The organism is Pseudomonas chlororaphis subsp. piscium (genome assembly GCF_003850345.1).
Lineage (GTDB): Bacteria > Pseudomonadota > Gammaproteobacteria > Pseudomonadales > Pseudomonadaceae > Aquipseudomonas > Aquipseudomonas piscium.
The window spans coordinates 3,637,290-3,658,803 of sequence record NZ_CP027707.1; the positions used below are offsets into that span (position 1 = coordinate 3,637,290).

11 protein-coding genes and 2 pseudogenes are annotated in these 21,514 nt (G+C 56.6%); 7 read left to right on the top strand and 6 right to left on the bottom strand.

Going from position 1 to position 21,514, the window contains the following annotated elements; genetic code table 11:
• Positions 1–3 precede the first annotated feature (3 nt).
• The 6 genes and pseudogenes from C4K38_RS32910 to C4K38_RS16680 all read right to left on the bottom strand — a co-directional run.
• Positions 4–99, bottom strand: a pseudogene (locus C4K38_RS32910) (hypothetical protein); the annotation flags it as partial.
• A gap of 264 nt (positions 100–363) precedes the next feature.
• A pseudogene (locus C4K38_RS32915) lies at positions 364–5,028 on the bottom strand (ESPR-type extended signal peptide-containing protein); the annotation flags it as partial.
• A 471-nt stretch (positions 5,029–5,499) separates the two neighbouring features.
• Entirely contained in the window at positions 5,500–6,702 is a 1,203-nt protein-coding gene (locus C4K38_RS16665; RefSeq protein ID WP_053279337.1) for an EAL domain-containing response regulator, read from the bottom strand.
• A gap of 106 nt (positions 6,703–6,808) precedes the next feature.
• Complete coding sequence (locus tag C4K38_RS16670) at positions 6,809–10,489, bottom strand: transporter substrate-binding domain-containing protein (protein WP_053279338.1); 3,681 nt, start codon at positions 10,487–10,489, stop codon at positions 6,809–6,811.
• A complete protein-coding gene (locus C4K38_RS16675; RefSeq protein ID WP_025808732.1) occupies positions 10,490–11,116 on the bottom strand; it encodes a response regulator transcription factor in 627 nt (208 codons plus the stop codon).
• A 153-nt stretch (positions 11,117–11,269) separates the two neighbouring features.
• Entirely contained in the window at positions 11,270–12,709 is a 1,440-nt protein-coding gene (locus tag C4K38_RS16680; RefSeq protein ID WP_231998532.1) for an EAL domain-containing response regulator, read from the bottom strand.
• A 564-nt stretch (positions 12,710–13,273) separates the two neighbouring features.
• On the opposite strand from C4K38_RS16680, the gene C4K38_RS16685 reads away from it, so the two are divergent.
• The 7 genes from C4K38_RS16685 (at position 13,274) to C4K38_RS16730 (ending at position 21,165) form a co-directional block, all read left to right on the top strand.
• Positions 13,274–14,116 (top strand): helix-turn-helix transcriptional regulator, encoded by an 843-nt coding sequence (locus C4K38_RS16685; RefSeq protein WP_053279339.1) that lies wholly within the window; start codon positions 13,274–13,276, stop codon positions 14,114–14,116.
• Between the two features lie 744 nt (positions 14,117–14,860).
• A complete protein-coding gene (locus tag C4K38_RS16700; protein ID WP_081001519.1) occupies positions 14,861–16,216 on the top strand; it encodes an alginate export family protein in 1,356 nt (451 codons plus the stop codon).
• A gap of 334 nt (positions 16,217–16,550) precedes the next feature.
• Positions 16,551–17,636, top strand: coding sequence for a class II histone deacetylase (locus C4K38_RS16705; RefSeq protein ID WP_197678036.1), 1,086 nt, complete (start codon positions 16,551–16,553; stop codon positions 17,634–17,636).
• A 63-nt stretch (positions 17,637–17,699) separates the two neighbouring features.
• Complete coding sequence (locus C4K38_RS16710; RefSeq protein WP_124345290.1) at positions 17,700–17,921, top strand: hypothetical protein; 222 nt, start codon at positions 17,700–17,702, stop codon at positions 17,919–17,921.
• 1 nt (position 17,922) lies between these two features.
• Complete coding sequence (locus C4K38_RS16715) at positions 17,923–19,437, top strand: sodium:solute symporter family protein (protein ID WP_053279342.1); 1,515 nt, start codon at positions 17,923–17,925, stop codon at positions 19,435–19,437.
• Positions 19,438–19,756: 319 nt separating this feature from the next.
• On the top strand, positions 19,757–19,975 hold the full coding sequence (locus C4K38_RS16725) for a hypothetical protein (protein ID WP_155274289.1): 219 nt from the start codon (positions 19,757–19,759) through the stop codon (positions 19,973–19,975).
• 83 nt (positions 19,976–20,058) lie between these two features.
• The gene (locus C4K38_RS16730; RefSeq protein WP_053279616.1) at positions 20,059–21,165 is read left to right on the top strand and encodes a polyamine ABC transporter substrate-binding protein; all 1,107 of its coding nucleotides are present in this window, start codon (positions 20,059–20,061) and stop codon (positions 21,163–21,165) included.
• Positions 21,166–21,514: the final 349 nt, after the last annotated feature.

Sequence of the window (21,514 nt, forward strand, 5' to 3'; positions counted from 1 at the left end):
GTTGTCGACGGTCTGGTTGGTTGCGAACAGCTGCGAGCCGTTAACTGCATCGGTGCTGGTGGCGTTCAGCGCACCGGCCGCAACATTGGTCAACTTCACCGCGGTTCCCGCCGGGTTGAAGGTCACCTGTGTTTTGGTGGACGCATCGTCGTATTTCACCGCTACAGCAGCGGTGTTGGTCAAGCTGGTATTCAGATTGGTCAACGCTGCGCCAACGTTATTGCTGACCAAAGGCCCAGTGTTGCTGCCGGTTGCGCTGATGCTGTTGGTGGAATAACTGGGCGCTGTCCATGCCCCGGTGGTCGCATCAAGCGCCGCACCGCCGCCCAGGGCAGTCGCCGTGTCTTGGCCTGCTTTGTTCAGTTGGCCGACGTTGACGGCGTCGGTCGCCGAACTGCCCGCCGCCAAACCGGTAATGCGACGACCATCAGCACCATTGCCAATGTTGACCTCGCCCCCGATCGCCGCCCCGCCGACACCATAAGCTGCATTGGCCAACGTCGTGCCGGTGGCGGACGAGTTGGAACCCAGCGCCACGCCGTTGGCAATGGTCGCGCTCGCGAGCGGGCCGATGGCCACGCTGTCCTGGCCCGTAGCACTGCTGTCGGCGAGAACCGAATTGCTGTGGAAGTACTTGATTCCGGTGCCGTTGTTGACGATGTTGTCGACAGTCTGGTTGGTCGTGAATAGCTGTGAGCCGTTCACTGCGTCGGTGCTGCTGGCGTTCAAGGTTCCGGCCGCGACATTGGTCAACTTCACCGCCGCACCTGCCGGATTGAAGGTCACCTGGGTTTTGGTGGAAGCATCGTCGTACTTCACCGCCACGGCAGCGGTGTTGGTCACGCTGGTGTTGAGGTTGCTCAGTGCCGCACCAACGTCGCTGCTGACCAATGGGCCGGTGTTGGCACCGGTTGCGCTGATGCTGTTGGTGGAATAACTGGGCGCCGTCCATGCCCCGGTGCTCGCATCAAGTGCCGCGCCACCGCCCAAGGCGGCCGCCGTGTCTTGGCCTGCTTTGTTCAGTTGGCTGACATTGACCGCATCCGTTGCGCTGGAGCCGGCGGCAAGGCCAGTAATGCGACGGCCATCAGCGCCATTGGCGATGTTCACTTCGCCACCGGTTGCTGCACCACCCACACCGTAAGCTGCATTGGTCAACGTCGTGCCGGTGGCGGATGAGTTGGAACCCAGCGCTACGCCGTTGGCAACGGTCGAACTTGCTACCGGGCCGATGGCCACGCTGTCCAAGCCGGTTGCGCTGCTGTCGGCGAGCACCGAGTTGCTGTGGAAGTATTTAATGCCAGCGCCGTTATTCACAATGTTATCGACGGTCTGGTTGGTCGCGAACAACTGCGAACCGTTCACCACGTCGGTGCTGGTGCCGTTCAAGGCACCGGCCGCAACGTTGGTCAACTTCACAGCGGTGCCTGCTGGGTTAAAGGTCACCTGGGTTTTGGTGGAAGCATCGTCGTATTTCACCGCAACCGCTGCGGTGTTGGTCACGCTGGTATTGAGGTTGTTCAACGCCGCGCCCACGTTGTTGCTGACCAAAGGCCCAGTGTTGCTGCCAGTTGTGCTGATGCTGTTGGTGGAATAGCTGGGGGCCGTCCATGCTCCGGTATTCGCATCAAGCGCCGCGCCTCCGCCCAGAGCAGTCACTGTGTCCTGCCCGGTTTTATTCAGTTGGCTGACGTTGACCGCATCCGTCGCGCTGGAGCCGGCGGCGAGACCCGTGATGCGACGACCATCGGCGCCGTTGGCGATATTGACTTCACCCCCAGTCGCCGCCCCGCCTACACCATAAGCTGCATTGGCCAGTGTCGCGCCCGTGGCCGACGAGTTGGAACCCAGCGCCACACCGTTGGCAACGGTCGCACTTGCGAGCGGGCCGATGGCCACGCTGTCTTGGCCGGTTGCGCTGCTGTCGGCCAGGGTCGAGTTGCTATGGAAATACTTGATCCCTGCACCGTTATTGACGAGACCGTCGACGGTTTGATTAGTCGCGAACAGCTGCGAACCGTTTACCGCGTCGGTGCTGGTGGCATTCAGGGTTCCGACCGCAACATTGGTCAACTTCACCGCGGTTCCGGCCGGGTTGAAGGTCACCTGGTTTTTAGTCGTGGCATCGTCGTATTTCACCGCCACGGCAGCGGTGTTGGTCACGCTGGTATTGAGGTTGTTCAGCGCCGCGCCAACGTTATTACTGACCAAAGGCCCGGTGTCGCTGCCGGTCACACTGATGCTGTTGGTCGAATAACTCGGCGCCGTCCATGCTCCGGTACTCGCATCGAGTGCCGCACCGCCGCCCAGGGCGGTCGCTGTGTCCTGACCCGTTTTATTCAGTTGGCTGACGTTGACGGCATCCGTCGCGCTGGAACCGGCGGCAAGACCGGTGATACGACGACCATTGGCGCCGTTGGCGATGTTGACTTCGCCACCCGCCGTCGCTGCACCGCCGACCCCATAAGCCGCATTGGCCAATGTTGTGCCCGTGGCGGACGAGTTGGCGCCCAGCGCCACACCGTTGGCAATGGTTGCACTCGCGAGCGGGCCGATGGCCACGCTGTCCTGGCCCGTCGCGCTGCTGTCGGCCAGGGTCGAGTTGCTGTGGAAATACTTGATGCCCGCACCGTTGTTGACGATGTTGTCGACGGTCTGGTTGGTGGCGAACAACTGCGAGCCATTCACTGCGTCGGTGCTGGAAGCGTTCAAGGCACCGGCCGCGACATTGGTCAACTTCACCGAGGTGCCTGCCGGGTTGAAGGTCACCTGAGTTTTGGTGGAGGCATCGTCGTATTTCACCGCCACAGCAGCGGTGTTGGTCACGCTCGTATTGAGGTTGTTCAGCGCCACGCCCACGTTGGTGCTGACCAGAGGGCCGGTGTTGCTGCCGGTCACGCTGATGCTGTTAGTGGAATAGCTGGGCGCCGTCCATGCTCCGGTGTTCGCATCGAGTGCGGCACCGCCGCCCAGGGCCGTTGCCGTGTCCTGCCCCACCTTATTCAGTTGGCTGACGTTGACTGCATCGGTAGCACTGGAACCGGCGGCAAGACCGGTGATGCGACGACCATTAGCACCATTAGCCACGTTAACTTCCCCGCCTGTGGTGGCAGTGCCGCCGACCCCATAGGCAGCGGTGCCCAGCGTCGTGCCAGTGGCGGAAGCGCCGCTGCCCAGGGCCACAGAGTTAGCCGATCCTGCCGTAGCGCCATTGCCCAGGGCTACAGCGTTAGTAGCAGTGGCGTTGGCGGTAGGTCCCACTGCGACGCTGTCGGTACCGGTGGCGGTGCTGTCGGCCAAGGTCGAGTTGGTGTGGAAGTATTTGATACCCGCGCCGTTGTTGATGTTATTAACGGTAGTGTTGGTGGCAAACAGCTGCGACCCGTTCACCGCATCCGTACTAGTGGCATTCAACGTCGCCGGTGCCAGATTGGTGATCGTTACCGGAGCACCTGCACCGGCGCCGCCAGTCGCCCCCAAAGTGATCTTGGTGCCGCCGGCGGCATCGTATTTGACGGCGATATTGGCCGTGTTATTGACATTGGTGTTGAGCGCTGTCAAGGCAGCCGCAACTGTCGTCTGCCCTGTAGGCCCAGTCACTGCACCGGTAGCGCTGACACTATTGATCGGCTGGCTGAAGCCGGTGATATTGCCAGTCGCCGAACTGTAGGTCGCGCCGCCGCCCAGCGTGCTGGCTGTTGTTGTGCCCAGGTTGTTGACGCCGGTGACGACCGAATTCAGCTGAGAGCCGTTAATTGCGTCGGTGCTGGTGGCAGAAATCACGCCTGCCGCAACGTTCTGGATCTGACGCTCAGTACCTGCCGCCCCCACCGACACCACACCATTGGTCGAAGCCGCTGCTTGCACGCCCGCTGCAGTAGCACCGAATTGCGCAGTCGTGCCGGTATGCGGAGCAGCTGTAGTTGACTTCGAACCTATCGCCACATCGTTGGTATTGTTAGCCACTGCGGTATCGCCCAGCGCCACGGCGCCTGCTGCAGCCGCATTGCTGGCATTACCCAGTGCCACCGAACCTTGACCGATCGCGCTATTGGCATTGCCGATGGCAACCGCGCCATTGGCAGCGATCGTACCGGCCAGATTGCCTGCCGCCGTATTGTCCGCCCCCATCGTCACCGCGCCGGTACCGTTCGCTACGTTCGGATCGCCGATCGCAACTGCGCCGTTGCCCGTGGCTTTCTGTCCGCGTCCGATGGCCACTGCACCGCCGGCAGCCGTGCTGGAATTAGCAGTGGTGCCGGACGAACCGATCGCAACGTTCTGGCCGGTCGCGCCACTGATAATCCCGTCACCCTGTGCAATACCGAAAGCGCCATTGACTGTGGCGCCATTGCCAACGGCGATGCCTGAAGTAGCCGTCGAGACGACAGATGACCCGCTGCCGACTGCAATTGCATTCGTCGCAGCCGCTTGCGCGCCCACAGCGTTCGCAACACCCGCAGCAGGGTACCCGCCGATTGCAATAGCTCCATCTGCGGAAGTCTTACTCAAAGCGCCAATGGCGATGCTGTAGTTGGCTGCGGTGGCTTGCGTGCCCAGAGCGGTAGCCTGTATTCCTGCCACACTCAGATAGCCAACCGCGGTGGCGTACTTTCCATTCGCGACCAAACCTGTGCCGATCAAGGTTGCGCCGACTAAGCCAGTTGCATTGCTGTCACAGCCGGAAAGTATCGAAGTATTTCCACTCCCATCCCCAAAAGTTCGAGTTTGGGTGGAACCGTCTACACCCGTATAGTTAACGGCACCGCTGCCGCAGCCTGATCCGTTACTTGGAGGTGAGTATGAGGCATGTCCCGTTAACGGCAGCACCAAGACTAACGCCGCCACTAAACTTTTCAGCAAAAATCCGCCCCCGAGGGAATTCCCCCATACCGAATCCCCCGACGCAATGCCCACGCCGGCGACGCACCTGGATCCCGATCTCTTGCCTTTGGCCGCAACCAATTCAGAAACTGCAACCCAGGTGTCGAGGGCATGGTTATAGACTGTACGATAAACTTTGTTCATGACTGGCTCTCCGCCAAAGTAATGGAAATGCGACTTGTCAGCAGCGCATCGAAGAGTTCCAAACCACAGAGTAAATTTTGTTCATTTTGTTAATTTGGCGAGAGCCAACCTCGAAATCCGCGTCATCCATGGCGTGACAACGTTCGCGTTTAATTCGATTGCGTATATAAAACCTTGCCGGCAAATATCGACTCACGTCTGGAAACGACGAGAATCAAACCTCGTTTGACGTAGCAAACAGGCATCGCAATGGAATCAAGTCATCCTATTGTCTCGACTTGCATGGCGAATTCAGTTAGGAAATTTCCTGCTGTTTGTAGGAAATTTCCCAGCCAACTTCAGTGAGGTGCATCAACACGCCCAAGCAAAAAACGCCAAAGAACATGTAATAAATGTTTTTGGCGTTATGCGATTTCTAAATAAGTTCATGCATGACTGACAACCAATAAGTCGCGCACTTGAGAGGTCCGCTCAATAACTGGCCGTCATCCCTCGTTGAAGGTCCAGCCAGTTCAATAAACTTGCCGCCGACATCGGTCGCGCGCACAAGTAACCCTGCCCTTGCGTACAGCCAAGTTCCAACAGCACTGTGCGTTGTTCTTCGGTTTCAATCCCTTCGACCACCACCGACATGCCCAGCGCTTCGCCCAAGGCCAGAGTGCTACTGATCACGGCGCGGCGACGCGGCTCGTGCTTGAGACCACGCACGAACTCGCCATCGAGTTTGATTTCGTTGAACGGCAACTGACACAACCGCTGCAATGAAGAAAAGCCTGCACCGAAATCATCGATTGACAGACTGCAGCCCATCATTCGCAGGCGCACCAGGCTTTCCAGGCTGATCGCCGGAGCTTCGAGCAACCCCGTTTCGGTCAGCTCGAAGGTAAGCCCGGAACCGGGCAGATCATGAGCCGCCAATATGGCCTGGATCCGGCCCGAGAGTTCCGGGTTGACCAGTTGCCCCGCATGCAGATTGAACGCGACGTTCAGGGCAAATCCCTGATTGAGTGCCTGGCGCTGGAGCCTCAGACCTTGTTCCAGTTGAAGGAACAGCAACTCATCCATCAATCCGCACCGCTCGATAACCGGCATGAACACCAAGGGCGGCAAGACACCTTTGAAGGGATGGTGCCAACGCGCCAGCGCTTCGATGCTGCACACCTCGCCGGTCTGCAGATTGAACTTGGGCTGAAAGTAGGTGTGCAACTGATGGCCGGCGAGCGCCCGACGAACCTCTTCTTCAGTGGCCGGTACGACAGGCAGCACACCCGATTCGTTGATGGGCTCGTTCAAGTGTTTGGCCAGCAATAGCTGTAATGCCCCGGGTTGCAAAGGCTTGCTGACATCGCCCTGCAGCGCCATGCCCAAAAGCGCCACCAATGACCCCAGTACACTGCGTGCTTCGGCCAATAGTGTGCTGCTGACGATGATCGATCCTGCCAACCCGAATCGGTCCATCCCCTGCAGAAAGTCCAGGACGCCCGCATTCTCCATGCGCAAGTCGCACAGCGTAATATCCACTGGACCGGTCTGTTCGAGGATCGCGAGGGCTTGCACGCTCTCGGTGGCAATAAAGACTTCCTGGCAACCGGCTTGTCGCAGCCTGTTGGCCACCCCTGAAGCACCGGATGCCGTGTCGCCAAGAACCAGAATACGCAAAGGGAGCATGGACATGGACGCAGCTCACAAGAGAGGGAATGAGCCAATTGTCCGGGCTTGGCCTGCGGGCATCTTTAGGAAACTTCCTTGTCAATGTAGGATTTTTCCCAAAGACCGACTTCTAATCGACGGCGACGCCGGCCCCTCTCTCGACAGCGTCTGGATCAGCCATGTGCCGCTCCAACGTATGCGCCAATTGCTCCATCGCTTGTTGCAACGCATCCACCGCTTCTGTCAGGGCGGCAGAGTCAGCCCCCATACAGACGGTTTCCAACTGCTCGCAGCACAGGATCAGACTGCCTGCCTTGATGAGCCGCGCCCCGCCCTTGACCCGATGGGCCAGACTGGAAAGCCCCGACAAGTCATGCTCGCCGAACAGCTTGATGAGCCGCAACATATCCTCTTCATTACTGCTGGCCAGATCCCCCAGCAATTTCCTGATCGCGTTGTGATCGCCATGGGTCAGTTGCTGCAGGCTGCTCAGATTGATGTCGCCCTCGAAAACAGGGCTCGGGGCGCCATCCGTAGATGGCTCCGCCCCGGACTGCACCGAGGCAAGCCGGGCACTCAGGTCACCCAGGCTGATCGGTTTGAAGAGGCAGTCATCCATCCCCTCTGCCAGACAGCGGTCTTTTTCCTCTGGCTGAGCATTGGCGGTCAGACCGAGGATCAAGCAAGGCTCGGCCCCCGAGGACTTTTCTTCGTCACGGATGGCCCGTGTCAATTCATAACCGTTCATGACCGGCATGTTGCAGTCAGTGATCACCACATCGAAATGGCCGTTGCGCCAGGCGCGCAGGCCATGGGCGCCGTCCTCGGCGTCGCTGACGCTGTGACCGAGGTAAGACAATTGCTGAGAGAGCAGCAATCGGTTGGCCGGGTAATCGTCGATCACCAAAATGTTCAACACACTCGCCTGATCCGTGAGCACGGCCGCAGGCGACTCGGCAGCGGGCACAGGTTGCAGGATCAGAAGATCGAGGCGGATATCGATCTGTGTGCCCTTGCCCGGCACGCTGGTCAGGTGCAAGTGCCCGTCCATCATTTCGCACAAGGTACGGCTGATGACCAGCCCCAACCCCGAACCACCCCGCGCCGACTGATGATTATTGCGGGCCTGGCCGAACGGGTTGAACAACAGCGCCTGATCTTCGGCCGAAATGCCGATGCCGGAATCCTTCACCTGGACATGAATCGCCAGACGCTCGCCGCACACGCCGAGTACAGTCTGAACGCTCAAACGCACTTCGCCTTCGTCGGTGAACTTGATCGCGTTGCTCAGAAGGTTGGACAGAATCTGTTTGAAACGCAGGGGATCGATCAGGACATCGCGACAGGCCTTGAGGTCGAAATCCAGCAACAGCCGCACCCCCTTCTGCCGCGCCACCCCTTCGAACATGCGCACCACCGACTCGACCAGCTCACGCAGGCTGGCCCGTTCCGGGGTCAGGGACAGGCGGCCGGATTCGATACGGGCAATGTCGAGAATGTCGCCGATCAGATCCAGCAACCCCCGGGCCGCGCCTGAGGCCACTTCGATGGCGAACCGGTCCATCACGCCTTGGTCGGCCTTCTTCATCGCCAACTCGAGCATGCCGATCACGGCATTCATCGGCGTGCGGATTTCATGGCTCATGGTCGCCAGAAAGGTGGTTTTCGCCCGGTTGGCGTCGTCGGCGCTTTTCTTGGCGCTCTGCAGTTGATCCATCAGACGCTGGCGGTCGCTGATGTTGATCCAGCCGGCAATGATGCCCATCACCACGCCTTCACTGGTGTGATACGGCAGCATCCAGTGATACACCGTGTGCACCACACCATCGCTGTGAGTGTAGGTGCGATCCTTAATCCATCGCGTGCCGCTCTCCATGACCTTGACGTATTCGGCCTGGAACGTCTGAGCATCGGAATGCCCAACCACCGGGCTGTCGATCAGTCGCTTGCCCATCACGGCTTCGCGCGGCAGGCCCAGCGCGTCCAGGTAGGCCGAGTTGCAACTGATCAGTCGACCTTCACGGTCGCGTACGTAAATCGGATGGGGCGTGCCATCGATCAAGGCCCTCATGAACTCCATCTGATCGTTGAGCGCCAGTTCGGCCTTTTCACGGATAGACACCAGTTTGCGCAGATGAACGATCCAGAACAGCGCCAGAATCAGCAACAGCGCGAAAATGACAAACCCCTGGATGACCGCCGAGCGATGGTGCAGCCAGCTGTCGTTATCAATCACCACGTCGTGGCGCCATCGGCTCGTCAGTTCATCCAGCTCCTCCGGAGGAATGCTTTGCAGGGCCTTGTCCAGAATCGAATACAGTTCCAGCGCCCCACGATCGGTGGCGAAACCCGTCTGGGCCGACAGCGGACCGACCACACCGGCCACCCGCAGACGGTCGCGGTACTGACGCAGAATCATGTAGCGCCCGTTGATCAGCGAATTGAGGGCACCGTCCGCCTCGCCTTTGTCCACCAACGCCAAGGCCTCGGCCGACGTCGCTGTCTCGACCAATTGGATACCCGGGAATGTCTCACGAATGTACTCCTGCAACGCATTGCCGCGCCGCATCGCCAGTCGCTTGCCAACCATGCCCTCAAGGGATTGCGCGCTGCCCGCCTCGTTCTGCGTGATCAGGACAAACGGGCTGGTCATATAAGGCCGGGTGAACCGCAGTTCGCCTTCACGGACCGTGCTGGGGGTGAAGGCCGCGATCAGATCCGCATTGCCGGCCCGGACCTGCTCGACCAGTTTCTCCATCGAGCTGCTGCGCAGGACATCGAATTTCAGACCGGTGCGCTGGCTGACCTTGGCCAGCACCTCGGCGCCGATGCCCCGGAATTCGCCCTGCCCATCAAAAAAGGAGACCGGCGGGAGACTGTCGTTGACGGCCACGGTCAGCCGAGGGTGCTTTTGCATCCAGCGTTGTTCGGCTACGGTGAACTGGAGAGAATCAAGGCCGGCAACGTTGAGGTCCCCTGCCCCCCACCGATGCAGGATCGTCATGCGATCGCTGATCGGGATCACCTCCAGCGCTGCATTGATGATCTGCAGGAGCTGACCGTTGCGCTGATTCAGGGCGAACGAGAAATGCGTGCTGAACACACTCGACAACGTCGTCAGGTAGACGTCATTGAGGAAGTATTTGCCGACCAGATAATGGGTACTGACGGCATCGCCCAGATACGCATCTGCCTGATTGAATGCCACGGCGCCGATCGCGCTCTGGGCCGATGAGTGCAGCTGTAGCGCAGCCTTGGGGTAGTTCGCGGTGACCGCGTCCGTCGGCTGAACGTGATCAACGATGGCAAGGCGGTTGCCAGCCAGGTCTGGCGCCAGCACCTGGCCGGCGCCGCTGCGCGTCACCAGCACCGACGGGGCCTGCACATAGGCACTGGTGAGCGCCAGCTCTGGATCTGTCCCATCGAAACTGTTGACGGTACCCACCAGATCCAGCTCACCGTCCCTCAGCGCCCGCATTGCCTCGGCCTGGGAATCATAACGAAGCACTTCGATCTTGATGTGCAACATGCCGGCCAGCAGCGCGGCATAATCGGCCGTGATGCCCTCGTAGTCCTGGCCTCCAGTAATCATGCCGAAGGGCGCGCTGTCCGGCAGCGATGCACCCAGACGCAGTGATCCTTTATCGCGCAACCAGCGCCAGTCCGCCTCATCCAGAACGACCGAAGGCAGTTCGCCATTCGAACGACCGAAGAGGTTCAGGGTTTGCACCGCAGCCTGTACCGGCGAAACACTCCCCAACTGACCGAGCAGACAGGCGGCCAGCCCAAAGTAACGCAGAAGAGTTTTCATCTAGATCAGGTTATTGCGCTTGGCAAAGTCAGCCAGATACACCACCGACTTCACATTGAGCTTTTCAATGAGGCGGGTTTTATAAGTGCTGACGGTCTTGTTGCTCAACAACATGGCATCACCGATTTCCTTGTTGCTCAGGCCCCTGGCAAGTTGCTGCAAGATGACCAGTTCTCGATCGGACAGGCCGCGAATCATCTCCAGCTCGGTGGAGTCTATGTCGCTGCGACGTACAGAGTTTCCTGCAAGGTTGGGGAAAAAGGTATAGCCGGCCATCAGCGCCTTGATCGCTTTGCTCAGCTCGCTCAATTCATCGGTTTTCGAGATATAACCGGCAGCGCCCGCCTTCATGCAGCGCATGGCATAGAACGCTGCAGACTGAGAGGTCAACACCAGGATCTTGCTCGACAGTTTCAGCGCACTTATCCGGTTGATGACTTCCAGTCCGTCGAGGCTGGGCATGGCGATGTCCAGCAGAATCAGTTCCGGCTGATACTTGCGAGCCATTTGCACGGCATCGGCACCATTGTCAGCCTCGCCAACGACTTCGAATTGCTCACGCTCAAGCAACACTTTCACCGTCGCCCGAATGAAGGGATGATCGTCTACAATCAACGCTTTATGCATTTGAACCTCACTGCAATACGCACAGGAAAATACCAGTGACGGAATGGGCCATGCATTTAAAAAGTATGGAACAAATCACCGGTTTATGCCGCCCGGATCACTCAGTAATCAGGCAGTTATATCGAGCTGTTTGAGGAACCGAGACTGACGCTTTCAAGTGGGTGAATCAGACTCCTGCAACCACCGCAAGAACCGCTGGGCCTCCATCGGACGCGCCAGGTAGAAGCCCTGGCCAAATGAACACCCCATCGCCACCAGCCCGTCGCGGATAACGCGGCTGCCGACGCCTTCGATCACCAGGCTCATGTTCAGCGCGCGGGCCAGTGCCACAGTGCTGGTGACCATCGCATGAGTCCGCGGATCCTCGATGGAGCGGACAAGCTGGCCGTCGAGCTTGAGCTGGTTGAACGGCAGTTGGCAGAGCAACGTCAACGATGAAAAGCCCATGCCGAAATCATCGATCGACAGGCCGCACCCCATCATGCGCAAGCGTTGGAGGTTTTCCCGCGTCGTGCGAGGAACATCCAGCAAGCCGTTTTCAGCCACTTCGAACAACAACGTCCATCCTGGGAAACCGTGGCGCTTCAACAGCTGCTCGATGTGCTCGATCAGGTCATTGCGGGCCAATTGCGAGGCGTGAAGGTTGAACGCCAACTCCAGGCCCAGACCGGATCGGCGCAAGGCATTCAGCAAAGTCATCCCTTGCTCCAGCAGCTGCTTGAGCATTTCGTCGATCAGGTCATAGGCCAGCACGGCCGCCAGAAAGTCCCTGGGCAACAACAGGCCTCTGACCGGGTGCTGCCAACGCACCAGTGCCTCGGCCCCGGCCACCGCGGAAGTTTTCAAATCGAATTTGGGTTGGAACCAGGCCCTGAACTCCCCCTGGGCCAGTCCCCGCCGCACGTCCTCCTCGCTCGGGAGCCTGGAGTGAGGCGCCGACTCGACGTCCGGTGCCGGCCGCCGGCGAGAATAGCGACTGAGGATTTCCTGCAACCTATACAGCTGCGTGGGTTTGCTCATGACGCCGAGCATCTGCAACCCCGAAAGACAGGTCATCTGTTCGACTGCACGGCGCAATTCCGGCTTCAGCTCGCTGCACAGTACAACCGCACGCGCCATGCCGTTCTCTCCGACCTGAGTCAGAAAGTCCAGACAGTTGACGGTCGTATTGCTCAGGTCACAAAGCACAATGTCAACGCCTCCCGCCCGGTATATTTGCGTCAGGGCCCGCTCGCTGTCATCCGCCTGCAAAATATCCTCGACACCCAGATGCTGGAGAGCCGTAACTAACGCGCCACGCTGAAACGATTGTTCTGCTAAAACCAGGACGCTAGGGGAGCACATCTCGCCAGTTACTCTGCCAATGACTTGAGGGGAAAATTCTGGCAATTCCATTTCATTAGAAGCGAAGGATTTATCCCAGCAACTTGTAGGAAATTTCCCAAGCGCTAGCTTGAATAGCCATAAGAACACTTTCGACCGACCGAGGTCGTTCTTACATCGGGATTTTGATTCAAATAAAGCGATGCCTTTATGTAAAAACGCCTTTAGCGGCGCCGCATTCGCATCCGAAAGGTAAAGGTTTGCCAGCATTTTTCATGGTACTTGCATTGTCTGTAGCAACGGCACCATGACATGTGAATGAGTAGCGAGCTAATTTTGTAATTACTACCTTCAGGAAAGACAAGAGCAGTTACTTATATGCGGAACCATAGTGCCCTTGTAATTATGTTTTAAATCGCCCCACGCCTAGTACGATCAGGCGTTTGGGGCAGGCCTGAGAGAAAAATAAAAAATAGACCGGTGGCTGTACATACAACTATTGGGGTAGGTCGTTAACCCATTACCAGTCGGCAATGAAAGAGTCCCTCTACTGACCGCTCACGATAGTTTGACCGGGTGTGGAAAATCGGGACACTCTCTAACTGTTTAGAAAGAGTTGCGATACGTGGAGTAACATTCGGGACAGCCATTCCCACTGTTTTCAACACGCCCTGAAGTGATTTAGGCAGATTCGCTGGGCCCAGAGTGAGCAAGGGCCCCTGCCTGATGGGGCAACTCTGGCGGTCCAGTCCACAAAGGTTCGTGCACAGCGCCTCTGGCGCGTTTTTTGCTTAATTTCTCCCTGCAATCGCTCTCGAACAAGCGGTATTGAACATGGCACTCAATCAGATATTGTCGCTCCAGGAAGTTGTGAACTGGAATATGGTCCTTGCAAGTCTGTTTGACAGACAATTGGAGAATGGCCTTCCGGGATTGCTTTCCGATGCGATGAAACAATTTATCGAACACGATACTTTCATCCTCAAGGCGTATGACCATGGCAGCGATTTGCCGATAATCATTTCTCATGACATCCCAGCGCATCGGCATTATCAGTATTTCGAAATTTACCTCGCATCGGCATACAAAGACGACCCGCTGCTGGATAAGCTTCGATATGACGGCACGGGTAGCGTGATTCAAATCAATGCAAGTACTTGCTCGCTGAAAAACTCTGCGTACTACCGAACCTACTATGAGGATCTACACCTCAATGACGAGATAGATATCTTGTTGCCAGTGGCGCCCCGCCAATCCCTGGTGCTATCGATTGGCCGACGTGGCGGTGTTGCCCATGAAGACGAACTGGCAACCTTGAGCAGCGTATATCCGCTGATCGAGTGTTTGCTGAAAAATTTCTGGAAGCAGCGATCGGTAAAGCAAGACGCGCATCTTATGCCACATTCCATCGAAACACGTCTGGCCAGATTCGGTGAGGAGCTGCTGACCGTGCGGGAGCGGGAAATCACTCGATGGATGTTACAAGGCAAGTGCACCAAAGAAATTGCTCGCCTGCTGGAGATCAGTGCACAGACCGTCAAGGTCCATCGTAGAAATATTTATGCCAAGCTGGGAGTCAATACTGAACTGCAACTGTGCAGCCGATTTGCCGCGACGGTACTTCCTTCCCCTTACGAGGGAAACTCCAGACATGTTGCTCAATGGAGCGAGCGCTGACGATCCGATTCTGGTGCCGATAGAGCTACATATCACTGTGAGTCAACAACTCAAAGCCCTGCAGTCCGGTCTGGGGAGTAGAGCTCTTCTCTAAACATCGGCGGCAGTTAGTCCTCACCCCCAAGTGGCCGTCAGTTGCAAAAGCGTGCAGCAATCGCCATAAGCGAAATCGATGACGCCGTAAGCGAGTTACGGACTGAGCGATGAAACGGTCTCTGCCCGGGACCTGGACGAAGGACGATGGGTCTGCCCTTTGCCAATCTCCGTGCCAGCACTACTGCACAACTACTACGTCGTTTGTTCTGAAAGCGCGCGAGAACGCCCGCAGGCGCGGGCGTTCGTACGCCCAGCAAGCGGACCCGCCAGCCCCCCCAAGTCAATACTCTCCTCTGGCCTCACCAGCCGCGCTACCTTGAAGAGCGGTACCGCCATGTGGTCGAAGTTTCCCAGATACACGCTTTGGAAGTTGCACAGAGCACCCAGATGATCAAACCACGGCACTTTGCTTGAATGCCGTCGTTGAAGGTTTCCCGAATACCCGACGCAAGCTGATGCTTTTCCAGCAAATTGCCCCAATAGGGGTATGTCTCGTGCCAGATCTCTCCAGTAAGGTAATTTAGTGCGACCGCCAAAGACGAAACTGCTATTCGCAGATGCTAGGGCTTAAAAATAGCGTCAACGGTCGCTTCGCACTTCTCATAAAAAGGGTATCGCTACCCATCCAATAAAAGTTCGGAGAGTGTTATGGGGAACAGCAACAGGCTGTGGCCAAGTTTTTTCAAAAATATTAGTGGCGTCACACTTACCGCTATAGCAGCAACACAACTTCCAGTAGCGAAAGCCGAATACAACTTTACTTACGGCGACCTGAGTGGCAGCACCAGCGTGTTGGTAGGCGGAGCGGCACTCTCAACAAAAGGAGTTAACTTTGGTCTTGGCCAGATTGATTACCGTAACGGAGAGAATCACGGAGATCGTGCAGACTGGTTCGAAACATTCCTAAAACCAAAACTTGAACTTAAATACGACCTGAATGATTCCGTGAAATTTTTCTCGGGTCTATCATTCATCACAACCCACACCAGTGGCGACGGTGATGCCGGCGGATACACGCGTGGGGGAGATGGCAGGACCAGTTGGGAAGATCTTTATTTAGGCGCCCAATACAAAGATCTGAGTATAAGTGCAGGCCGTCAAAGCTACGTGATCGGCAACGGTTTCATCGTCGCGGATGGGCATCTAGGGATGCTCGACGAAGGAACGTACTGGGGAGATCCGCGCCGAGCGTTTGAAGACACCATCATCCTTCGTTATGCGGGCAAATCAGCTTTCTCAGCAGAAGCATTTACCGTTACGACCGATAAGCACATGGGTCATCAAAAGCTGTCGGGCATCAACATGGATTACAACTCCACCTACGGCAAGCTGGGTGCAGCGTACATCCATGTGAGCGATACCGACTCAAATTTCCAGCGCACAGCCCCGAAGAACGGAATGAACGTCTACGACTTCAGACTTATGTCAATGAAGTTGCCAGGCATTGATGATCTGACTCTCGACGCTGAATATGCAGTCCAACGTGGAAGCGGTGAAGGCGTCGAGTTCAAAGGGAACGCTTGGTATGCCCAGGCTGCATACACGTTCTCTGCTTTGCCCGCGACACCACAGATCACTTACCGCTATGCGGCATTTTCTGGAGACGACGACGCTACCGACGGAAAGCGAGAAAGCTGGGACCCTCTGGCCAAAGGCTACATGGAGCGTGGCGCTTGGGTAATCGGTGACATCACTGGCAACTACTTGCTAAACAACAGCAACGAAGTGGTTGGAATGTGGAAGGCAGCATTCCCTATAACGCCCGAGGTGACCCTGGGTGCCGCGTATTACGACTTCGACCTGGACAAAAGAAATTATTACGGCACGGCTGTAAGCAGCAAAGAGTTTGCAGATGAAGCCGCTATTTTCGCTGACCTCACCCTTACAAAGAACGCCTACATCACTCTCTCGTACAATCTGGTAAAGCCGAAGACGGCGGCCAAAGAAGTGTTTGGAGATAAGGATTTCTCTGCCTTTCAAGTCTACGCCACCTACCTCTTCTGATCACTCAAGCGCCTCATCGAATTCAAGTTCGTGAGGCGCATTGCCTCTAAAAAACCCAAGCAAAGCCTGTACAGGGGAAACACACCCCAGCAGCGTGCGAACCGCTGGATGACACATTGTGTTGCGCTACCACCCTTTGGCAGGGCGTCCTCCCTACTAATCGGCTGCCAGGCCGCATGCTCCCCCAATCACAACCACCCGCCTACCCCTATAGCGGCATGGTCTCCCCTACCCCCAGGGCATAAGCTGATGAGGCAAATCAATTGCAACGCTAATAACAGATTTGATGACGAGGTAGAAAATGGGGACTGGGTTCGTTTGGCATGAGCTATTCATGTGGCATTCGACGGGGTGCCATGCCGGAATCTACAAACCAGGGTTGACGATCCAGCCTGGTACTCCATTCGAAGAAGCGGAGACGAAACGACGCTTCAAAAATCTTTTGGATGTCAGTGGCATAACAGACGATTTGTTTCACATTCGCCCCCGAGCGTTACGACGAGATGAACTCGAAATGGTTCATTCGGCTGCCTACCTGGATGAACTTGAGGCAATGTCAAAGGCCGGAGGTGGAGCCTTCAGCGCTAACACGCCCTTTGGTGCAGGTAGCTATGACATAGCGGCACTGTCCGCAGGCGGCGTCATTGAGGCCGTAGATGCAGTGATGCGTGGGGATGTGAAAAACGCCTACGCCCTGGTTCGCCCACCAGGGCACCATGCTGTTGCCGATGCAGCGATGGGCTTCTGCCTTTTCGCAAACGGATCTCTTGCCGCTAAACATGCAATCGAAAAGCATGGCCTGGAACGCGTCGCCATCGTGGATTGGGATGTCCACCACGGTAATGGCGCGCAAGACATCTTCTGGGAATCGTCCAAGGTACTGACGATCTCCATTCACCAAAAGGGAAATTACCCCAGTGACAGTGGGTGTGCCGAGGAGCGCGGCCTTGGCGCAGGAGCTGGCTACAACCTGAATATCCCCATGCTTCCAGGTTCCGGTCACGGAGCTTATCTGGGAGCGATGGACACACTCATCGTGCCGGCGCTCAGGGAATTCGACCCACAGCTGATCATCGTCTCCTGCGGCTTCGATGCCGGAGCTTACGACCCCTTGGGTCGAATGTTGCTGCATAGCGATAGCTTCCGAGACTTGACACAAAGAGTGATGGAGGCCGCGGATATTTCATGCAAAGGAAAGTTGGTGATGTGCCACGAGGGTGGCTATGAACAGAACACTGTTCCCTACATGGGGCTTGTAGTTATCGAAACCTTGAGCGGCATCAAAACCGGCATTTCAGACCCCAACCTCGATGACATGAAGGGGCTTTTCGGCCAGGAGACACAGAGCTACCAGCGCGAACATCTCATGGAGATAAGGAAGCTACTGCAATGTCCTGCCGAAACAGCACGCCGTAGCTAACACTCGCAAAATATGTAATCGACACATTTCAGTCCATTCAAATAATAAACCTAAGGTCTTGCCATGTCGCAACTTATTGCCGAGCGTGATTCAAACACATCACAACCACTCTTGATAAAACTCATCGTGTTAGCGGACTTTATTCTGATGCTAGCAGCGCCGTTGCATTGGCACTTCGGAAACGGATCACCAACGCAAGCCCTTACCTACTTCCTGGGATCAAGCTTGTTCGTGGCACTGTCTCTTCCGCTGATCGCGGCATGCTCAAAACAAGAGGGTGAATAAAATGCAGATGCTCATTGGCTACGGCGGGGTATTAATTTTCTTCCTGATCATTATTTATGCTCTGGAAAAGAGCCACAAAACCGATGGATCGGGCAGTTTCAGCGAATACGCAACGGGTGGACGTTCCTTCGGTAGCTTCTACTCAACCATGGCGTTCGTGAACACCTGGCTTCCGGGGACAATTTTCATCTCTTTCGCGGGTTTCGCGGCATCCTCGGGAATCATCGGATTCTACTACGTCCCCTACTCGCTTCTCGCGGTAGTGCTCATGTTCCTCCTGGCCAAGCCAGTACACATGTGGGGCAAAGCGTTTGACCTTCGCACGCAAGCCGACCTTCTCGGCCTGCGCTACAACTCAAAGACCGTGCGGGTGGTCGCCGCGGCGATAGGCATCATCGCGTCCTTCCCGTGGATCGTGCTGGGCATGCAATCTCTGACACTTGTTTTCACGCACTTATCGTTCGGTGCTGTAAGTGCTACCACTGCAGTCTTCATCGGTATCGGCCTGATTGTCGCTCGTCAAATCTGGACCATCCGCTTCGGCGCCCGGGGCGTCATCGTCAGCGACATGATCCAAGGAATCGCAGCCTACCTGATCGGGACACTTATCGCGCTTGGTCTGCTGGTCTGGCTGACCACCAATGGACATGGATTCGGGCAATCCAGTTCCAGCATGTTCACCATTCCAGGCCCTGGTAGCGAGCTCGGGCCTCTGTACCTGTTCTCCTTGATCGTCACTGGCGCTTTGGGTGGATGGTGCTGGCCGGACATCTTCGTCAGGCTCTTTGCTTCTCGTAGCACCAGGACAATCCAGAAGTCAGCAGTTCAGGTCGCACCCATTCTGCTTATATTCGGCACCTCGATCACTCTGCTGGCCTTGAGCGCCTCGACGCTTCCCGGGGTTCAAGAGTCTCCGGACGCCGTATGGTTCATCGCAGCTGAAGTCGGTGGGGTGCTCGTGGTGACTCTGGCCGGCATCTGCGTGGTAGCAGCAACCATGGGTAACGTCGGCGCAAATCTGCAAGCACTCGGCGCACAGACCGCGAATGACATCGTTGGGGTCCTGCAAGAGCGTCGGATTGAGAACCACCGCATTGGACAATTGACCGTAGCAATACTGACCATCCTTGCAGCAGTCTTCGCGGTATCAACCACTAAATCCAGTCACCTGATCACTCTTGCAATGACCTCATACCAGGGCATAGTCCAACTGGCTCCAACCATTTTCCTCGGGATCTTCTGGAAACGTGGAACTGCTGCAGCCGCGGTCTGCTCGATGATCAGCGGATTCGTGTGTGCCGGGGTTCTACAGTGGTACTTTCCGACCTCCCTGCCTCAACTGGAGGGTTTGACCTCGGGAGTGGTTGCTTTAGCTGTGAACTTCGTGGTGTACGTAACCATCACCCTGCTCTTCCCCGCCAATGCTGCAGAGCGCCAGAGGGTGAATGAGCTCTACCTCTTCATTGACGCCCCTCAGACGAAAAGCACCGCCAAGAGCAGCCTGGCTATTTCGTAATAAATCGCCCTGGTCGCCAAGGACGTCGATCAGGACTTTATTACCCCGGGTGCTTATTTCGGACTACTGCATTCCAGGCAGTAGAAAGCTCAAGATACGACGTACATCCGCCCGATGCGAAACCGCACCGAGCGGCTCATCGCTGCACAGGGCGCAGTAGCTGGAGATGACCATAGTCATGGTTGAGGAATGCGGCGACGCCAAAGAACTCACCTACCCCGATAGAGGCATTCCCCCCTCCTGACCTTCCTCCTACCCTACTGACTCGCTCATCACTTTCTTTGGTCGATTTGATGGCAGTTCGGCGAGGGTTTGTGCAATGAAGACCGGTTTTATCCGGCATGAGATTTACATGGGCCTAGCCGTTATTGAGACATTGAGCGAGCAGTCCACTGCTATTACCGATCCCAATCTTGCTGATATGCAAGGTATGACAGGAGAAACGCTGCAACCCCATCAACGCGAATGGATTGCCAATTTGCTGACAGAACTTCAAGACCCCTTGTTGTCAGTTCCGAAAGAAGAGTGCTGTGTATGAACACACTTTCGACATCCAGAAAATACTTATCTAACGCACGTTTGCGTTTAAACATAGTTCCTACAAAGGTTGGATTAAAATTGATCAAGAACAGCCCCCTTCGCTTGCTTGGTAAAGCCCTTTGCGGGCTCGGCCTGCTCAGCTCTCTCGCCCATGCCGAAGATCGCACCTTGCGGGTCTATAACTGGTTCGACTACATAACCCCAAAGGCTCTGGAAGACTTCAAGGCCCAGAACACGCAGACCAAACTGGTCTACGACGTCTACGACACCAACGAAACCCTGGAAGCCAAGCTGCTCACCGGCAACTCCGGTTATGACGTGGTGAACCCGGGCGACATGTTCTTCGCTAAAGAGATCTCGGCGGGCGTGTTCCAGCCACTGGACCGCAGCAAGCTGCCAAACTGGAAACACCTCGATCCCAATCTGATGAAGCTGGTCGAAGACAACGACCCGGGCAATAAATTCGGTGTGCCCTACATGTACGGCACCGTCCTGATAGGTTTCAACCCGGAAAAAGTCAAAGCCGCGCTGGGGGATAACGCACCGGTGGACAGCTGGGACCTGATCTTCAAGGAAGAGAACATCAGCAAGCTCAAGCAGTGCGGCGTGGCCCTGCTCGACTCGCCGTCGGAGATTCTGCCGCTGGCCCTGCGACACCTCGGCCTGGACCCCAACAGCACCAACCCGGCCGACTACACCAAGGCTGAAGAACTGTTGATGAAGGTCCGTCCGTTTATCACCTACTTCCACTCGTCCAAGTACATGGCCGACATCGCCAACGGCGATATCTGTGTCGCAGTCGGTTATTCCGGTAGCTTCTTCCAGGCCAACAACCGTGCCAAGGACGCCAAGAATGGCGTGGTGGTCGACATGCGCCTGCCCAAGGAAGGCGCACCCGTGTGGTTTGACATGCTCTCGATCCCGAAATCAGCGAAAAATCCGGAAGACGCCTACGCCTTCATCAACTACTTGCTGGAACCGAAAGTCATCGCGCCAATCAGCGACTTTGTCGGCTACCCGAACCCGAACAAGGACGCCACTGAACTGGTTGATCCGGCGATCCGCAACAACCCGAACCTGTACCCGACCGAAGCGACCATGAAAACGCTCTACAGCGTGAAACCGCTGCCCCGAGAGGCGGAGCGCGCACGAACCCGGGCCTGGACAAGAATCAAGTCAGGTGTCTGAGTCCGACAAGATGGAGGCTTGGCACAGACTCTATGGCTGTTGCCGAAGCCACAGTTGCTAAAGGGCCCCAGGGGCGCCCGATCAGAGGTTTGGATTAGTTCAGCGACGGTCTGCTTCAGACCGTCGCTGTTCGGTCAGGCGCCGACAACGGCGTGCGAATCCTTACATCAATTCCGCCTCCCCTGCTGATTGCTAAGTAGAACTCACAGGTTGTAAGTCCCGAACCTGCCGCATAATTCAGTGCAACGAGAACCACTATGAAAGTCCATTTTGAGTTTAGTGATGCCCTTAAGTCCGAGTTCCAGCGTGATGGAAACAATCACCTTTTCAACCATCAGCAGTCGGCGGC